The sequence below is a fragment of the Bacillus sp. z26 genome (genome assembly GCF_058313635.1).
Genome location: NZ_JBZFQM010000001.1, coordinates 480,720 through 497,778, shown reverse-complemented (window position 1 = coordinate 497,778; position 17,059 = coordinate 480,720). Strand labels below are relative to the sequence as shown.

The following is a 17,059-nucleotide window of genomic DNA, read 5'->3' as shown; positions in this document are numbered from 1 at the left end:
AGGAGATGCAAGTGTTGCCTGGTGTAACTCATATTAACGTAACAGTAGATTTTACTAAAAAACAGTTTGGACGATACGATTTGAGAATTCCTGTTCATCAGCCGGTAAAACAATTACTGGTCAATTTAACAGAAACTTTACAAATTAATGTAGATAAAGAATTTCTATATACAGTAAAAGTACCGGGAAAATCGTTATTGTTAACGGATGATGACCGATTAGCTGATTATCCGGTTACAGATGGAGATATACTGGTAGTTTTATAAAAAACGGGTGGTCAAAGGAGTTAAAGGACATGCAAGAAAAAGAAATTCACATGGAGTCCCATACATTCCATTTTACTATGCTTGAAGATAGATGGGCATTAAAAATGCCGAAATCACAAACACGCGTGAAAGATATAAGGCATCTTTCACTGCTAACAGAAAAAACGGACTATTTCGTACCTGCTCAGGTAGAAGAAGAGGAGGATACGTATACCTTTCTTTATAATATCACCCGAAGAGATAAGCTCTGGACAGATGTCTTATCTTTAAATCGTGCAGATAAATTACGCTTGTTATGTAATGTAGCACGTTTACAAAAACTTTTAACTACGAGAATTACATTTTTCCTGCACCCCGATAATCTCATTTGGGATGATAATCTGATACCCTCTGTTATCCATCGGGGAATCAGGGATGCAGTACCACCGTTTACTGTGGATGAAGGGGTATTCTTACATCAATACAAATGTTTGGCAATCGCTATATTTTCAAAAAAATTCAACTTTAATGAGCTCTATTCGGGCTCCATACATAATGCAAAAGATACCGAATTCGAAAAACAAATAGCCGAAACGGCTCATCTGGATTCACTGATAGAACTAATCGAAACAAATTATATAAAAGAAAAAGCAGAATCTGAAAAAAATCTGCAAATGGTTCCGAAGAAAAAGTTCAGACTTTTTAAGCAATTAACTTATTCCCTGATTGCAGTAGCCATTATTTTAGCCATCCCACTTGTTTATATGCTTTTTAGTAGAGTGCCAGAACAAAATCACCTATTGCAGGCACATAGTTATTTTTTAAGGAATGAATATGGAAACGTCATATCAGAACTGGAGAACAATGAGCCGGAAGAATTGCCATACTCGGCAAAATATATATTGGCCTATTCCTATATTCGTGCAGAAAATTTAGGTCCCTCACAAAAAGAAGCCATCATGAAAAACATCAGCATGAAAAGTGATGAGAACTATTTATTATATTGGGTTTATAACGGACGTGGAAATTTCACGGAATCTATGGATTTGGCCATGTATGTAGATGATCCAACATTGATTATATATGGACTGCTTCAGCAAATTACAGAAGCTAAAAACGACCCTGACCTTAGTGGAACCGAGCGTGAAGATAAGGTGCAAAAATACGAAGAAAAATTAAAGGAATATGAAGAGAAATCCGGGCTTAAATCTCAGGGTGTTACAAATGAAGTTCCTGCAGAAGAGACTGCACCTGTCGACGGAGCAGTACCTGTTGAGGAAGCAACACCTGTAGAAGAGACGGTGCCTGACAAGGTGGAGAAACCGGCAAGTGAAGTGGATAATAAAGAAAAAGCACCAGATAAGGAAGCAAGTAAACCGGATCAAAAGGGTGCAGAAAACTCTAAAGCGAAGGAAGACACTAATGCAAAAGAATAATTGGGTAATGGCACTGAGATTTTCCCCAGAGAGTGTCCAATTTATTTTTAGTTGTAACAGAGAGGGAGAGATAGATGGCACAACGATTATTACTGCTGGCCTATAAAGAACAATTGCATAAATGCCACTTATCGGAAGATGTGCCTCAAAAGGTCACACTGGGTATTGACGAAGGTCACACGATTACTTGTGCAGGAACGATGGAATCGATATGTATAGAGTGGGATGGTCATTCCTGCTGGTTAGATGGACGGCAGTTACAGCTAAATGACCAGCTAGTCCTGCCGGATCATGGTGAAGGAACAATTTCCTTAAGGTTAATCAATATATCAAAACCGATTTTCTATGATACATCCAGTCAAACCAGTTTTTCGATCGGATCCAATGAGTATGATGATATTCAAATCAAAGGGTCAGCGAGCGATATGATTCTTTATCGTGATGAGGTTACGATGGCCTTTAGATTAAGTGTCATTCAAGGTACTGTGTATCATAACTTTATCCGTGCAGATGGTGAGCTCATTCTTGAGGATGGAGATCAGCTTTATATGGAAGGAATGCTAATCACATTTGGAAAGCATTCCATTGAAATTGTAGGTAATGAATTAATAGAAGCTGCAAAATTAATCCGCTTATATGAACAGCCTTTAAGTTACTCATCAGAATATCCGGATTATCATCGTTCTCCAAGAATTATTTATAGAGAACCGGAGGAAAAGCGGCAAATAGCGAGACCTTCACCTAAACCGAGAAAGCCTAGTGAACAAATTGCCCGGATCATTGTACCGCCGATTGTCATGATTGCTGCATGTGTAGTGGTGTCCCTGTTTAACGGAAGCGGTATTTATTTAATTGTCATGCTTTCCATGACGATTGTGACCGTTATTTTTGCCATTACATCGTATATTAAGAGTTTAAAAGAATATCGAACAGATACAAAAGAACGGGATGTTAGTTACCGTGAATATATAAAGAATAAAACAAAGGAATTATATGAGGCAAGTAATGATCAGCGTCATGCCCTCCACTATCATTATCCAACGATTGAACAAATTAGAAAAATGGCCGTGGATATCGATTCCAGAATTTACGAGAAAACCATGTTTCATCATGATTTTTTAATGTACCGTGTTGGAATCGGAAATGTAAAAACGAGTTTTGAGATTGATTTGAGCGTGGAGGAATTCACGCAGGAAAAGGATGAATTGATGGACGAAGCACGCAAGCTGCGTTCACAGTATGAAGAAATCAAACAAGTTCCATTGATTACCTCCCTGATGAATGGACCGGTGGGATACATCGGACAGCGTCATCTCGTTGTCGAACAACTGCAATTGCTTGTGATGCAAACAGCGCTTTTTCAGAGTTATCATGATGTGCAGTTTATCAACATTTTCCCAGAAGAAGAAAAAGAGCAATGGGATTGGATGCGCTGGCTCCCGCATGCCAGCATTCAGGGGATCAATGTGAGAGGATTTGTCTATCATGAACGCTCCCGTGATCAGGTTTTAAATTCACTTTATCAAATTATCAAGGACCGAAAATTACAAGTAGATGAGAAGAACAATAATGAGAAAATCTATTTCTCCCCGCAATTTGTTGTCCTGATAACAGATGAAAAAATGGTTCTCGATCATTCCGTGATGGAGTATTTAAATGAAGATCCAAGTGATTTAGGGGTTTCTATTGTCTTTGTCCAAGACGTCATGCAATCATTGCCTGAACATGTGACGACAGTTATTGATATAAGAGATTCCTTAACCGGTAATATCATCCTTGAAAAAGGTGAGCTCGTAAACAGGCGTTTTCAACCGGATCATTTCCCTAAAGATTTTGATAAAGAAGAAATGTCCCGGGCTCTTGCTCCCCTTAACCATCTGCAAAATTTAAAGAATTCAATTCCCGAAGCTGTTACATTCCTTGAAATGTATGGAGTGGAGAGAGTCGAAGATTTACAAATCAAAGAGCGCTGGACACAAAATGAAACCTATAAAAGTTTAGCTGTACCATTGGGATTACGTGGGAAAGAGGATATTGTCAATCTGAATTTGCATGAAAAAGCACATGGCCCACATGGTCTCGTGGCAGGAACAACAGGTTCCGGTAAATCAGAAATCATTCAATCCTACATTATCTCATTGGCTGTTAACTTTCATCCATATGAAGTCGGGTTCCTGCTGATTGACTATAAAGGCGGTGGAATGGCGAATTTATTCAAAGATCTTCCGCATCTTATGGGTACCATCACGAATCTGGATGGGGCGCAATCCATGCGGGCATTGGCTTCTATTAAAGCGGAATTGCAAAAAAGACAGAGACTATTTGGTCTGCATGATGTCAATCATATTAACCAATATCAGAAATTGTTTAAATTAGGGGAAGTTCAGGAGCCAATGCCGCATTTATTTTTAATTTCGGATGAGTTTGCGGAATTAAAATCAGAACAGCCGGAATTTATGAAAGAGCTTGTATCCACCGCGCGTATCGGACGTTCACTGGGAATTCATTTAATATTGGCGACACAGAAACCAAGCGGGGTCGTAGATGATCAGATATGGTCCAACTCCAAATTTAAATTGGCGCTTAAAGTTCAAAATACCACTGATTCAAATGAAATTCTTAAAACGCCGGATGCAGCCGAAATTACATTGCCAGGGCGTGCCTATTTACAAGTCGGCAATAATGAAATCTATGAATTATTCCAGAGTGCATGGAGTGGTGCAAATTACATCCCTGAAAAAACAGATGAGGATTGGATGGATACGACCATCTATGCCATTAATGACCTTGGACAGTACGATATTATCTCTCAGGATTTAAGTGGATTGTCCAAGAAGACAGAAATCACATCTGTACCGACTGAATTGGATGCTGTCGTAGATCATATGAAGCATTATGCAATCGAACATGATATTAAAGAATTACCGAAGCCATGGCTCCCTCCTTTAGAGGAGACCATTTTCTTATCTGAGCTACATCCTGTCGACTATCGTCAAGCATGGATGGAAGAAAAGAAACCACTTGAGGTGACCATAGGGTTCCTCGATATTCCTGAAATGCAATCTCAGGATCCATTGAAGCTGAATCTATCAAAAGATGGACATGTAGCAGTGTTCTCCAGTCCGGGTTATGGAAAATCAACATTTTTACAAACTGTAGCCATGGATTTGGCAAGGCAGCATAATCCTGAGAGACTTCATATCTATTTGATTGATCTTGGAACAAACGGGTTACTTCCTTTAAAGGACTTACCTCATGTAGCTGATACTTTTATGGTCGATGAAGAGATTAAGATTGGAAAGCTTTTGAGACGACTTGAAAAAGACCTTAAAGAGAGAAAGCAGAAACTCAGCCAGTATGGAGTGGCAAATATCTCGATGTATGAGAGAGCGAGCGGAGAAGAAGTTCCAATCGTACTGTTGCTCCTTGATACATTTGATTCGATTGTCGATGTACCTTACCGGGAAGTAATGGAGAGAATAATTGCACAGATTGCCAGGGAAGGTGTCAGTGTAGGAATTCATATGGTTATAAGTGCGGGGAGACAAAATGTTTTACGTACGCAAATATTAGCAAATATAAAGCATCAAATACCCCTCTATCTAATAGATGATACAGAAACGAGAAGTATTGTTGGGAAAACAGACTTAAAGATTGAGGAGATTCCAGGCCGCGGATTAGTCAAATTGGAACAGCCTGCATCTTTTCAAACGGCTCTTCCGGTACACGGCGAAGAAGCTTTGGCCATTGTTGAAGGAATACAGCGTGAATGTGATGAGATGGCGAATTCCTGGACAGGAAGATTGCCAAACCCAATCCCAATGGTTCCAGAAGTTATGGACTATGCTTCACTCATCCAATTGAAAAAATCAAGAGAGATCATACAAAGAGGCGGCATCCCGTTTGCTGTTGATTTTGAAAATGTGGAACCGATTGAAATCAATGTCACTAAAGATCCGAATACACTAATTCTTGGAGATATGATGGATTCAGTTGAAAACACGTTCCATACATTGCTATCAGTCATCTCTAAGAACAGTCTGATTGATGTCGCTATGGTTGATAATGCCTCAAGCAGCTTTAGAAAATATCGCGAAGATGTAGACATGTATGCAGATCATACAGGAGAAATGGATTCCATGACTGAAAGATTGCAGGAATTGTTTGAGATGAGAGAAGATGCGTTCCGTCAGGCTCAGGCAACTGCAGACGGTAATCTGACAAGAAATAAATTTTTGAAAGAGCTTCGCCCAATGGTCATTTTGATTACGGATGCAGTCTTCGTTGTCGACTCTATGTCGATGATGAATCAAACAACGTTAGCCAAGTTAATAGAAAACGGGGGAAGAGCTGGTATTTACTTTATCCTCGGTGCGGTCTTCGGAGCCATTGAAAGAAAGTACGATGACATTATCAGCATTATGAAAAAGCAAAAAGTAGGTGTATTGATTGGACGGATTTCAGACCAAAACATTCTCGAAGTAATCAATCGTCCATATCGGGAACAAAATTTACTTCCTTACGAAGCCTATTCAATCAAACAGGGTAAAGCTGAGAAAATTAAAATTGCTGCTCCTTATCAAAAAAGAGAGGAAGTGACTGTAAGTGTTTAATTTTTTTATCCGTACGCCCTCTGAAGGGAAAAGGGACGACTATGAGAAATTATATAACAAATTACAGGAGTCCATTTCAGACTTTGACAGACATGTTTCTGATGCAGATGCATCCTATGATTCTTATAGCGGATCTGTACCTAATCTCTCGGTATCAAAAATACCATCTAATGATTTTGAAACAAAAAGAGAGGAGCTAAATGGAAAGGTACTGAAATACTTCAATACAGATAAGGAAAAACGAGACTCATTAGTCCGTGCCAAAGAGAAGGCCTATGATAAATACCTCTATTATAAACAGAAGGCAGATGAAGAAGCGGCAGAACAACTCAGGAAAGAAAAAGAGTACTTGGAGGGGATGTTTGATTGGATAAAGTAATTATTCATGAAGATAAGCTTAATGAAGCCAAGACGGCAGCAAAAGTATTAGAGAAATCAGTCGATCAAACCTATGAAACCTGTAAGCTGCTGCTAGAGTATGTGAATAAGGCTGAATGGAGTGGGAACGCGCGAGACTCCTTTCTAACCTATCTCGAAATTATCGAAAAATATCATAAAGATATGAAGGAGGCCGTCAAGAAGCAAACAAGTGCTTTAAATAATTTAGATGGCTATATGGATGACTTTCTGAAAGATGCTTCTGTGAAGGAAGTGAAGAATTTATGAGTGGAGAAACAACAAATACATTTACAGCACCAGAGTTGTATCTGTTAGCAGCAGCCTTTGGGGGTAAAGTACTTTTTGGGTTGCCAGAGAAAGAAATTTATCAGTTAAAGGGTGACGGAGTATTTCAGGAGGCATACCAGCGATTAATAGAAAAAGAAATTTTAACGTCAGAAGGGAAAATCACGCGCGGCGGAGCATTTATTATCCAAGCAGTGGAAATGTATCATCAAAGCAAAAAATATGTACGCATCAATAATATCATGTTTGCTTTTCAGGAGAAAAATCAGGACGAATTAATTTTACTGATTGAAAAGGAAGAAAGTGAGCATTATCAACTCCGGGTTCTATCAAAGGCAATTGTGTTGAAAATGTTAAGTGATGAAATACCGCTTGTTTTGAGAGAACCAAAAGAAGAGGAAAAGAGTTTTCTCAAGCAAGAATTACTTCATCAGGAGCGTCGTGAGATCGAAGAATATGAACCGGAAAAAATGTTTATGAATCTGGAACTCTTTCATTTAGATGAGGAGCCGAAAAACAAATTCAATCCAAAATACTATCAACAATGGTTTATCTTTACGAAGGATGAAAAGTTAATCATGCTTGATATCATCAATAAGAAATATTATCATGCGAGCCAATATTGGTTTTTGAAAATATTGTTTGATGAAATGAACTTCCCATATAAGAGGAGTGAAGAATTTGCCTAATGTCCAATTGAGTGATGGCGGCGGGGGATCCGGTAAAATGGTTCTCATGAATCCGGATGAATTGATGCAAGTATTAACATATTTAAACGAAATTTTTACGGAAATTGAAAACAATGCGATGCCTAGTATTGAGAAATTAGGAAGCCTTAAGTTTTATACAGATGGGAAAGCCAAAGAGACAATGGAAGTATACGCTGAGGCAAATTTAAAAGTACAGGATTTATTTGATCAGTATTTCCGGGCATCCTCCTTAGTAAACGATATTTGCCAAACGATGATAAAGACTGATTCAGCTTTGGCTGAACAAATCTGGGCTAAATTTGGAGGATAATTAATGGATGTTAAATATATATCTTCCGACTGGGAAAAGATGCGGAGCGGTGTTAAATCTCTGATCGGTTATGGTCTCTATGGAAAAGGAATGTTTGAAGATCTTAAAAAGCTTAATGAGGTACTAGAGGATGCGGAAAAGGATATTGCTAAGTATGATGTGGATAGAGCAATTTCTTTTTCGCATACGAGTCAAAAAAGTACCTATCAAACGATGTTTGAGAAGTTTGAAATTTTGAATCAATTTACGGGAAAAGTGGGCGACTTAGTAGATAGAACGATAGACCAACCTTTTTATAAGGATATGGATGCTTTTATTTCGGCCATGGAAGAAGCCACTATTTCGAATTATACGACGACGAATCGAATTGGCGCTACGGAAATGCAAACATATGGCTATGAGCATGTAACTGTTGTAGAGGTGCCGAAAACAACGGTGTGCCTCGATGATTTGCTCAGTGGCGGTAATTTTTATAGCGAGCAAATGAAGCTTGAATATGAAGATTGGAAGAAAATAAACCCTGATCAAGATTTATCCCAGTCAGAGTTTCAACTTGCAAAAATAAACATGCGAGCTTTTGAATATGAATCCATTCGTGATGATCAGGAAAATAAAGAATTCTGGACTCAAATTGGAGCGCTTGTTGTCATTGTTGGTGTGACACTTTTATGTCCGCCTGCAGGTCTTGCACTTGGCGCAGCCTATGGTGTGATGGAACTCAGCTCGGCAGTTACCGGTGAGGATTGGGTGTCAGGCCGGGAGCTAGGGACAGGTGAGCGATGGTTTCGTGGATTGCTAGCCCCGCTTGATATCCTTCCTGTTGGTGTGTTTTCCAAGTTTGCAGGCAACGCAACGAAATTTGGAAGACTTACTGATAATATAGGAACTGTTGGGCCAAAGGCGGGAATAAAAGATGGTGTTCAGCAGGGAACAAACCAAATTGATAACATAGCTGACGAAGCAGCTAAAAATATCCCTTCACGTCTTACTAGTGCCACCGCAGCTGCAGGAGATCACATACCAGATAATGTGCTGAAACAAGCTGCCGGCGATGAACTCAATTCAGCAGTCAGCTCTGTTCCGCCATCTCTTAATATTCCATCTACGAGGAAAATCAGCGATTGGGCGGATGACGCAGAAATACATGTAAGGGAAATTAACCCTGAAGATCGAGCTAAATTGGATCAATGGGCGTACCCTCCAGATGAGCAAAAATATCTGCAATATAAGGAAGTATACGATAATCCTCAATATTATAATCAAGAAAATGGAGCTATTAACTGGCCTCCTCACGATGGGTTTGATGGCGAACCAACAATCATGAACTTGCAGGAAGGAATGCTGATTGATCGGTTTGGGGAACCATCTGGCGGTTTCTTTTCACCTGAAGGAATCCCATATGAATCTCGTGCTTTAGCTTTGCATAGTGACGAAGCTAATTACTATATTTATGAAGTAATCACGGATTTTGAGGTGACAGGTGGTAAAATAGCACCATGGTTTGATAGGCCCGGAGGAGGCTTCCAGTATATCAAGTATCATGAATCTGGAGAACCATATACTATGCAGGATTTAATTGATGAGGGTTATATAAGGGAAGTTTCAGTGAAAAAGGGAGGTATTCATAATGATTGACAAGTTAACTAGACATCTTGGGGAAGAATATACCCTATTAAATAGATCACATGGAAATGTGCATATAGAAATTTATAGAAAAAGTGACTCTGGGATTGATCCAGAAACATTTATTGAGTTAATAGAGAATGAAGGGAAATTTCATCTTTCTCTTGTACAGCGAAATAAAAAATTTGTTAAGGCGGAATTTATCCATATTAATGATGCCGTATTCACAACTGGCCTCTATGCCATTAGTAAATTAGGAAATCCAATTCAAAATAAACAAGCTCAAAATGATATTTTATCACTAAAACCAGATGACTTTTCATTATTAAACAATATATTGTCTCAAGAAGTTGGTGATGAGTATTTTTCCATTAAGCAAGAAAAAGCTAAAGTAATTAATTTAGAGGAAGCTAAGAATTCTGACTTATTCAATATATATTATTTGTCGGATTTAACGTTAGAAAAAGACTTCTTGGTTAAAGAACGAAAGGCTCCCAATGCTTTTCTGGTCCTATATAATTTTGCGGTGAAATTAAACAAGGTTCAATCATTGATTGACAGATGGAATGAGGACTTTAAAGTAAGTCAGGATCAGATTGAACTTGCTAAAAAGTTATATCTAGGCATAAAGTAACTTGAAAGAATAGAGGCAGAGTTTTCCGGCTCATTTCATATATTATGAATGGGCTGGATACATTTTGCTATAGTACTTTAAAAACTATTAAGAAATTGCGGAAATTTGACTAATGAGGAAGCGATGAAAAAATGGATATAGAGCTAACCTCACAGTTATTAAATGAGGAAAATATTATTTCAATTTTCACGAATACACCCATTGAACAGACTAAAAAGTATGCCTTGGTTTAAAATGATTGTCCTTGGACTATACAAATTGCGTTTCCTAAGAACGGAGTATCAACGGTATGGAAATCACACATTTTTGTTGGAACAAATATTCACTTAGTTGGATATATAAAGATGTTAAAAGGGAGTACGTGGCTGAAAATATTATATTTGCGAGTGTGGATGAAGAGCAAAACTTGATATACCTGGTGTGTGGAATGGAATTTATCGAAAACCGATTTCTATATTTGTCTTTTAAAGGTGAAGAATGGGTGGTGTTTGACAAGATATCAGGTTCTATTACATGGGGACCTAACAATCACAAAGTGACCATTCAAGTAAACCATATCATAGATGTAAAACCATATATGGAAGAGAAGCTTATTATCATACACTATCATGAGGTTGATGGAAAAAATAAAATGGCAGCTTATCAATTAAGCGGAGAAAATAAGTTTATTTCAGAGATTCCATCGACTTATAAAAGTCTTTACTTATCATCAGTCAATCAAGTACCAACCGTAGTTTGTGAAATTCCGACGACAGATCTTATCGACAGAAACCTTTGGCATTTTAAGATTGATAGAATGACAGGGAAGCTGACAAAGAGCAATTTGGCGTATTAATAGAATCCAATATCAAACTTTTAAAATAATAAGTAATCCATCCGAATGAGCGTGTAATCCAGCCAATCTCCAAAGAAATAGAGCCAAATTCATAAATAATCCAGCCAGCAGAGCGAGTAGTCCGGCTGAATAGACATAATCCAGCCAAAGTTACGATTTATCCAGTTATGAAGGGCATCGTTCAGCGAGATGGATAATAGTATTCGAAAACATCTATTAATCAAATAAAGGAGGTGCTTTTAATGAACATGGAACAAGCCTATCGAATCCTTGCATCCGTGGGTTTGTCAGTGCAGTATGAAAAGAATTTTTTAAAAGAGAAGCAGCCTCTGGCTAATAATTATTACCAATTATTAAAAAAGGATGACTGCTGGGAGTATTCAGGAGTCGATTATGAAATGGACCCACCTCCCGGGATTTTTGACCATAAGGAATTTGCAACAGAGAAGGAAGGGACTAAATACTTTGTGCTGAAAAGACTGCAATCTTTTTATTTTGACAAGTATTGTACTATTTCTCCAATCGTACATGAGGTTACATCTTTTGCCGATTTTGAAGAGAAGATGAAAATATTAGGGATTGAAAAGAATCACTACAGCTTTACCAGCATGAAACCACAATCTTTTTTGGGCATGGTGGAAGACGATCAGATAACGATTAGATATATAAATAAGAATAATAATGTAAGCTTCTCGTCTTTACCATTAGATTTAGACAAAGGAAGCCATGTGTGGTTTAACTATGTTTATTTGCTGCATTTACTTAAAAATTTAGAAAGTAATTTAATGAGTGAACAAGTCCTTGATAAGCCATTTACCGACGAATATATTGAAACCTTTATAAGATAACGTAAACTTAAAAAACAACAATCCACCCCTGCAATTACTACTTAAGAGTATCTCCAATGAATGACCTCAAAGTGCGTATCTTCACGTTATCTTTAACTCTTTACATAACTTAATTTCACCTATGATTAAAAAATTAAAACGAAAGGAATGGAGAAATTGACAACAATTAACAAAATAGCAAAATGCCCAGTTTGCGGAAGTGAAAATCTAACGAAAAAGAAAAAAGGCTACACCATTACAGCAGGTATTTTTGGGATGAATAAGATGCAATATACCTGTCACGATTGCGGAAAGAAATTTATGGAAAATAAAGCAGTCTTTAGTTAATGGGAGGAATAGGAATGGTTATAAAAGAACGGAATATCTTTCAACTTGTACTCTTATCATTAGTGACGTTTAGCATTTATTATTTTTATTGGATTTTTTCTACTTCTGAATCTATTTTGAAAGAGGAGAGAAAAGTACTGCCTGTGATTGAAGTCCTATTATGTATCGTTACAATCAAGATCTACGCCATTTACTGGCATTATAAAACAGCCAAAATGATTTATTTATATGCTCAGGAACAGGGATACAGAGGAATTCCCGACCAGTCTATAATTTGTGGATTGCTAGCCATCTTGCCAATGGGTGGATTGATGGCTATGGGATTAATTCAAACTCAAGAAAATACCATTCATTTTTTACAAAATAAAGCTCAAAAAATGCCGGTATAAAAGGATTGCCAAACCGTTTTAATTATTTTGTATCCTATAAAGGATTAGGAATTCTTTTAGCTTTCCATTCATATACCAATCCAGTACAGGATGATAAAAGAAATCCATGATGTTATGTGGTACCTTCCAAAAAGTAAGATGTATGCTTACATTTTTGGTTCACATAGCTTGATGGATTTTCTTCTTGTTAGGAGCGGAGGATCTGTTGAAATGATTTAGATGAGCGGCATTTCTTCCTATTCAGAAGGTGTATAGCATAAATCTACTACACTAAAAAAGTGATTATACGATTGATTTATGGAATAATCAGTGAAAATATGTAAAATATTGAGTATTCTTATAGAGATATTTCAGAATATATTATATTATGAATATATTGGAATATGTAAGCGCTTTATAAAGATTATATGAAAATATGAGTTTAATCGAAGGTGAGTATTTATCATGTTCTCAAGTAATATATGGTATCTAACTAGTACAAGGGGTGTTCATAATGATTGTTAAAGATTTCTTTATTGCTCTTTCTGAAAACCAGTTTTTAAATCGTGCAGCTCAAAAATATGGTTTGAAAATGGGTGCACAGAGTGTAGTTGCCGGTACAAATATAGCCGAAACAATTGAGAGTATAAAAGATTTAAATAAATATGGGATTTCTTGTACAGTAGATAACCTAGGGGAGTTTGTCAGTAAGAAAGAAGAAGCTTTAAAGGCAAAGGATCAAATAGTAGAAGTTATTGAAGCTATTCATGAAAATGAAGTTGATGCTCATATTTCTTTGAAGCCATCTCAGTTGGGATTAGATATTGATTATGATTTCTGTCAAGCCAATCTATTGGAAATTGTGGAAGCGGCTTCAAAATATGATATTTTTATAAACATTGACATGGAGAACCACTCCCGTCTTCAGCCTTCCTTTGACTTATTAGATAATATATCTGAAAACTATCAAAATGTTGGAACAGTTATTCAAGCATACTTTCGCCGAGCGGAAAATGATATACAACAATATAAAAATTATAGACTCCGTATTGTGAAAGGCGCCTATAAGGAAACGGCAGATCTAGCTTACCAAGTCAAATCTGAGATTGATGAAAACTATATCAAATTGATCGAGTATCATTTGTTAAATGGAAAGTTCACCTCGATTGCTACACATGATCATCATGTCATTAATCATGTTAAGCAATTTGTAATAGAGCATCATATTCCTAATGAAAAATTTGAGTTCCAAATGCTCTATGGTTTCCGTCAGGATATGCAAATGGCATTGGCTGAAGAGGGCTATCAGTTTTGCACGTATGTTCCCTTTGGAACTGACTGGTATGGTTATTTTATGAGACGCTTAGCTGAAAGGCCTCAAAATATTAATCTTGTCACAAAACAAGTATTCACTAAAAAAACAAATACCATATTGGGCATAGCTGCGGGTGCTTTTTTACTTGGCAGATTATCCAAAAAGAATAAATAGATATTATTAGCCACTGCTCGAAATACGAGGGCAGTGGCTTTTGTATAAAATTCATGTGTTGTATAAATTGATATATCATTCAGAAATTTTTTATTTTTGGAATTAGAAATGGTTACATACGAAAGGATCTTAAAAGTGTGCCTAAAAGAAAGAAAAGTAGTATATTTAACGATTGATGATGGCCCAAGTCTTTATACAATGAAGTTAATTGAGGTACTGAATCGATATGATATTCCTGCCACTCATTTTCTAATAGGAAATAATATGAAGAAATACCCGGATATGACGAAGGAGTACGTAAACCGGGGAGATTATATCGGTATGCATTCAATGAGTCATAGTTTCAATAGATTGTACAAAAAGGGAAGAATCGTAGAAGAAATACTCGAAACACAAAAATTGATTGAAAAGCAGGTCGGGATTCTACCAACCCTATTTCGTTGTCCATATGGTTCTTCTCCTGGACTAAATGATCAATTTCGCGATCAGGCTGTCCACGCTGGATTAAAGATATGGGATTGGACGATCGATTCAAAGGATTGGCAGCCACAAAACAATCCAGCAAATATAAAAAAAGAAATTCTGAATCAATTGAACGGCCCTGAAGAAATCATATTAATTCATGAAAATAAAGATACCATCGAAGCCCTGCCAGGCATTATCGAAAGTATTAAGGAAGCAGGCTATGAATTTGAAAGGTATGACGAATCCAATCATTTTTCTCTAAACTTTCATAAAGATAATCGATTATAAGATAGAGGAGTACATTTAATGATGAGGTAAATAAATCATCATCTGAGTCCCTTATACAGAAAAGAAAACGACAAACAGGATAATATGTACTAATTTGTAAGAATATTCTATATAATAGATATGGAGGCGGAATTCCGCTTTACATCGTGCATATTTATATAGAGAAGAGGTGGAAGGTTTAGTGTCTAATGAGAATGAGTATTTAGTAGATAACGAACAAAGTGTTGCTAAAAAGAAAGTCGAACGACATCCGGGGGAGCCGACGGGAGCCTTTAAAGGCGCGACGTGGGCGGCATTATTAGTAGGAGTTGCTGCTTATCTCATAGGTTTATTTAATGCTTCTATGGAATTAAATGAAAAAGGGTATTATTTTGCAATATTAGTATTTGGACTTTATTCAGCTGTATCCTTACAAAAAGCGGTTAGAGATAGAGATGAGGATATACCTGTGACAGCCATTTATTATGGTATCAGTTGGTTTGCTCTTATTGTAGCGATTGCCTTGATGGGCATTGGGCTGTACAATGCAGGAAGTATTGATTTGAGTGAAAAAGGATTTTATGGAATGTCATTTGTATTAAGTGTATTCGCTGCCATAACCGTTCAAAAAAATATTCGAGATACACAGAAAGCCAAAGAACGAGACTAGTCTTATCCATTCTGTATAACTCGTGATTTATTCAATCTAAGGGGCTGACCATCAGCCTCTATTTGTTTTCAACAGTAATAGCCTTTTCACTAAACAAGGATTATATCTTGGACTGGAATCATAGTAGTTGATTATATGGTATTAAAAGAGTTTGTTTTTTACTTCAAGTTAACAATGCCCTTGCCAGTTTCTTTATTTATAGGCAATGATGAATGTTCATGAGCTATGACCCAAGATTCATTCACTTTTTTTAAACCATATGTGAACCGATTTGTAATTTGACGAAGTTTTTCACCAGATTCTTCTTGGTGAGCAGCAAAGGTTACAGCACAATGTACATATGCGAGATGAGAATTTTCTTCAACTACTAGGTCATTAAAATCAACTTTAAGTAAAACACCATCCTCACTCAATCCATTAAACCACTCCACAACACCTTTCTCCCATGCAGAAATACCCTTACTCTCCCAGTTCACCCAGCAATCATAAATATGTATTTCGGAAGCATACATGGATAAGAATTTTTCAACATCTTTTTCGTAAACGGCTGTTTTGTAATTATTAAGTACGTCTTGAACTTTGAAAAAGCTTTCTTTCAATATGTGCATCTCCTTCACTAAATTCATAAATGTAAGAATGTTACTTTAGATACATTCTATACTCAAACGTATCTTCCTTCTTTACTTACTCCCAGCCTTTGCTTTATTTAGTATTTTAAGTGTATGATAGGCCGCTGGAGCATTTTTGGATTGTACGAAAAAAATGCCTGGAGCATCTCCAGGCATTTTCGGTATTGCATTTACTCTTGTGTGCAAAACAGTCGTACTAATCTATTCTATTTTTGTAAATATACTTCTGCTCTTTTCTCCAAATAGCGCTGCAAAAGGGATACCGCCGCACATATGCACCAATAGATGATGGCAACAAGTATGTACATCGTCATATAATCAAATTCCCGTCCTCCAACAATTTTGGCATGCTGAAAAATTTCAGGTACCGTAATCATTGCCGCTAATGAAGAGGCTTTAATTAAATCCAGCAATACATTAGAAAGAGGGGGAAGTGCAATCCGTACAGCTTGTGGAAAAATGATGCCACCCATGGTTTTCCAGTAGGATAAACCTAATGATTGAGAAGCCTCCCATTGTCCTTTATCGACAGATCCAATTGCAGAACGATTGATTTCAGCAATATAAGCTGCACTGTTGATACTGAAACCAATGATAGCTGCTTGCATGGCGGTGAATTCAATGCCTATAATCGGAAAGCCAAAATAAAGAATAAAGATGATAACAAGAATAGGTACGCCGCGCATAAAAGAGATATACATGCTGGCTGGCCAGCGCAATAATTTACTTTTTGAGCTCCGCCCAAGTGCTAAAAAGAAACCTATTACTAATCCAAAAGCCATACTGATAAATGAAATCAAGAGGGTATTCGATAATCCTTCAAGAACATATGGCAATGAATCAAGTGCTAATTCTGGATTAAATAGGTATTGCCATTGAATATCTGCCATGTTGATTCCCTTTCAA

At 37.0% G+C, this 17,059-nt stretch carries 18 protein-coding genes; 16 read left to right on the top strand and 2 right to left on the bottom strand.

All coding sequences use genetic code 11. The annotated features are described in order from the left end of the window. Positions 1-14: 14 nt before the first annotated feature. The 16 genes from AC4G3K_RS02330 (at position 15) to yiaA (ending at position 15,524) form a co-directional block, all read left to right on the top strand. Positions 15-266 (top strand): EsaB/YukD family protein, encoded by a 252-nt coding sequence (locus AC4G3K_RS02330; protein WP_491075675.1) that lies wholly within the window; start codon positions 15-17, stop codon positions 264-266. 29 nt (positions 267-295) lie between these two features. After that, positions 296-1,681, top strand: a complete 1,386-nt coding sequence (gene essB / locus AC4G3K_RS02325) for a type VII secretion protein EssB (protein WP_491075674.1) — start codon at positions 296-298, stop codon at positions 1,679-1,681. Between the two features lie 74 nt (positions 1,682-1,755). After that, positions 1,756-6,294 (top strand): type VII secretion protein EssC, encoded by a 4,539-nt coding sequence (gene essC / locus AC4G3K_RS02320; protein ID WP_491132340.1) that lies wholly within the window; start codon positions 1,756-1,758, stop codon positions 6,292-6,294. Next, the gene (locus AC4G3K_RS02315) at positions 6,287-6,673 is read left to right on the top strand and encodes a hypothetical protein (protein ID WP_491075672.1); all 387 of its coding nucleotides are present in this window, start codon (positions 6,287-6,289) and stop codon (positions 6,671-6,673) included. The genes essC and AC4G3K_RS02315 overlap by 8 nt, the downstream gene beginning before the upstream one ends. Next, positions 6,661-6,960: a WXG100 family type VII secretion target gene (locus AC4G3K_RS02310; protein ID WP_491075671.1), complete on the top strand. Its 300-nt coding sequence runs from the start codon at positions 6,661-6,663 to the stop codon at positions 6,958-6,960. Before AC4G3K_RS02315 ends, AC4G3K_RS02310 begins: the two co-directional genes overlap by 13 nt. Beyond that, the gene (locus AC4G3K_RS02305) at positions 6,957-7,667 is read left to right on the top strand and encodes a DUF5081 family protein (protein WP_491132339.1); all 711 of its coding nucleotides are present in this window, start codon (positions 6,957-6,959) and stop codon (positions 7,665-7,667) included. Before AC4G3K_RS02310 ends, AC4G3K_RS02305 begins: the two co-directional genes overlap by 4 nt. Next, positions 7,660-7,998 carry a hypothetical protein gene (locus AC4G3K_RS02300; RefSeq protein WP_491075669.1) on the top strand — a complete coding sequence of 113 codons (339 nt, stop codon included), beginning with the start codon at positions 7,660-7,662 and terminating at the stop codon, positions 7,996-7,998. Before AC4G3K_RS02305 ends, AC4G3K_RS02300 begins: the two co-directional genes overlap by 8 nt. A gap of 3 nt (positions 7,999-8,001) precedes the next feature. Beyond that, positions 8,002-9,633 carry a TNT domain-containing protein gene (locus AC4G3K_RS02295; RefSeq protein ID WP_491132338.1) on the top strand — a complete coding sequence of 544 codons (1,632 nt, stop codon included), beginning with the start codon at positions 8,002-8,004 and terminating at the stop codon, positions 9,631-9,633. Continuing rightward, complete coding sequence (locus tag AC4G3K_RS02290; RefSeq protein WP_491132337.1) at positions 9,626-10,255, top strand: hypothetical protein; 630 nt, start codon at positions 9,626-9,628, stop codon at positions 10,253-10,255. The genes AC4G3K_RS02295 and AC4G3K_RS02290 overlap by 8 nt, the downstream gene beginning before the upstream one ends. A gap of 361 nt (positions 10,256-10,616) precedes the next feature. Beyond that, the gene (locus tag AC4G3K_RS02285; protein ID WP_491132336.1) at positions 10,617-11,090 is read left to right on the top strand and encodes a hypothetical protein; all 474 of its coding nucleotides are present in this window, start codon (positions 10,617-10,619) and stop codon (positions 11,088-11,090) included. 242 nt (positions 11,091-11,332) lie between these two features. Beyond that, positions 11,333-11,938, top strand: a complete 606-nt coding sequence (locus AC4G3K_RS02280; protein ID WP_491132335.1) for a hypothetical protein — start codon at positions 11,333-11,335, stop codon at positions 11,936-11,938. A gap of 156 nt (positions 11,939-12,094) precedes the next feature. After that, positions 12,095-12,265: a hypothetical protein gene (locus tag AC4G3K_RS02275; protein ID WP_491132334.1), complete on the top strand. Its 171-nt coding sequence runs from the start codon at positions 12,095-12,097 to the stop codon at positions 12,263-12,265. 14 nt (positions 12,266-12,279) lie between these two features. Continuing rightward, the gene (locus AC4G3K_RS02270) at positions 12,280-12,654 is read left to right on the top strand and encodes a DUF4234 domain-containing protein (protein ID WP_491132333.1); all 375 of its coding nucleotides are present in this window, start codon (positions 12,280-12,282) and stop codon (positions 12,652-12,654) included. Between the two features lie 493 nt (positions 12,655-13,147). After that, on the top strand, positions 13,148-14,122 hold the full coding sequence (locus tag AC4G3K_RS02265) for a proline dehydrogenase family protein (RefSeq protein ID WP_491132332.1): 975 nt from the start codon (positions 13,148-13,150) through the stop codon (positions 14,120-14,122). Positions 14,123-14,257: 135 nt separating this feature from the next. Next, a complete protein-coding gene (locus AC4G3K_RS02260) occupies positions 14,258-14,875 on the top strand; it encodes a polysaccharide deacetylase family protein (RefSeq protein ID WP_491132331.1) in 618 nt (205 codons plus the stop codon). Positions 14,876-15,056: 181 nt separating this feature from the next. Continuing rightward, positions 15,057-15,524, top strand: coding sequence for an inner membrane protein YiaA (gene yiaA, locus AC4G3K_RS02255; protein ID WP_491075659.1), 468 nt, complete (start codon positions 15,057-15,059; stop codon positions 15,522-15,524). Between the two features lie 158 nt (positions 15,525-15,682). On the opposite strand, the gene AC4G3K_RS02250 is transcribed toward yiaA, so the two are convergent. Together AC4G3K_RS02250 and AC4G3K_RS02245 are read right to left on the bottom strand one after the other, a co-directional pair. Next, the gene (locus AC4G3K_RS02250; RefSeq protein ID WP_491132330.1) at positions 15,683-16,123 is read right to left on the bottom strand and encodes a YybH family protein; all 441 of its coding nucleotides are present in this window, start codon (positions 16,121-16,123) and stop codon (positions 15,683-15,685) included. 236 nt (positions 16,124-16,359) lie between these two features. Further along, the gene (locus AC4G3K_RS02245) at positions 16,360-17,043 is read right to left on the bottom strand and encodes an amino acid ABC transporter permease (protein WP_491132329.1); all 684 of its coding nucleotides are present in this window, start codon (positions 17,041-17,043) and stop codon (positions 16,360-16,362) included. Positions 17,044-17,059: the final 16 nt, after the last annotated feature.

Excerpts from the sequence above, each read along its gene's own strand:
- AC4G3K_RS02280 (WP_491132335.1), top strand. The coding sequence starts at position 11,333 with ATGAACATGGAACAAGCCTATCGAATCCTTGCATCCGTGGGTTTGTCA.
- AC4G3K_RS02295 (WP_491132338.1), top strand. The coding sequence starts at position 8,002 with ATGGATGTTAAATATATATCTTCCGACTGGGAAAAGATGCGGAGCGGT.
- AC4G3K_RS02245 (WP_491132329.1), bottom strand. The coding sequence starts at position 17,043 with ATGGCAGATATTCAATGGCAATACCTATTTAATCCAGAATTAGCACTT.
- AC4G3K_RS02265 (WP_491132332.1), top strand. The coding sequence starts at position 13,148 with ATGATTGTTAAAGATTTCTTTATTGCTCTTTCTGAAAACCAGTTTTTA.
- AC4G3K_RS02305 (WP_491132339.1), top strand. The coding sequence starts at position 6,957 with ATGAGTGGAGAAACAACAAATACATTTACAGCACCAGAGTTGTATCTG.
- essB (WP_491075674.1), top strand. The coding sequence starts at position 296 with ATGCAAGAAAAAGAAATTCACATGGAGTCCCATACATTCCATTTTACT.
- AC4G3K_RS02290 (WP_491132337.1), top strand. The coding sequence starts at position 9,626 with ATGATTGACAAGTTAACTAGACATCTTGGGGAAGAATATACCCTATTA.
- AC4G3K_RS02270 (WP_491132333.1), top strand. The coding sequence starts at position 12,280 with ATGGTTATAAAAGAACGGAATATCTTTCAACTTGTACTCTTATCATTA.
- essC (WP_491132340.1), top strand. The coding sequence starts at position 1,756 with ATGGCACAACGATTATTACTGCTGGCCTATAAAGAACAATTGCATAAA.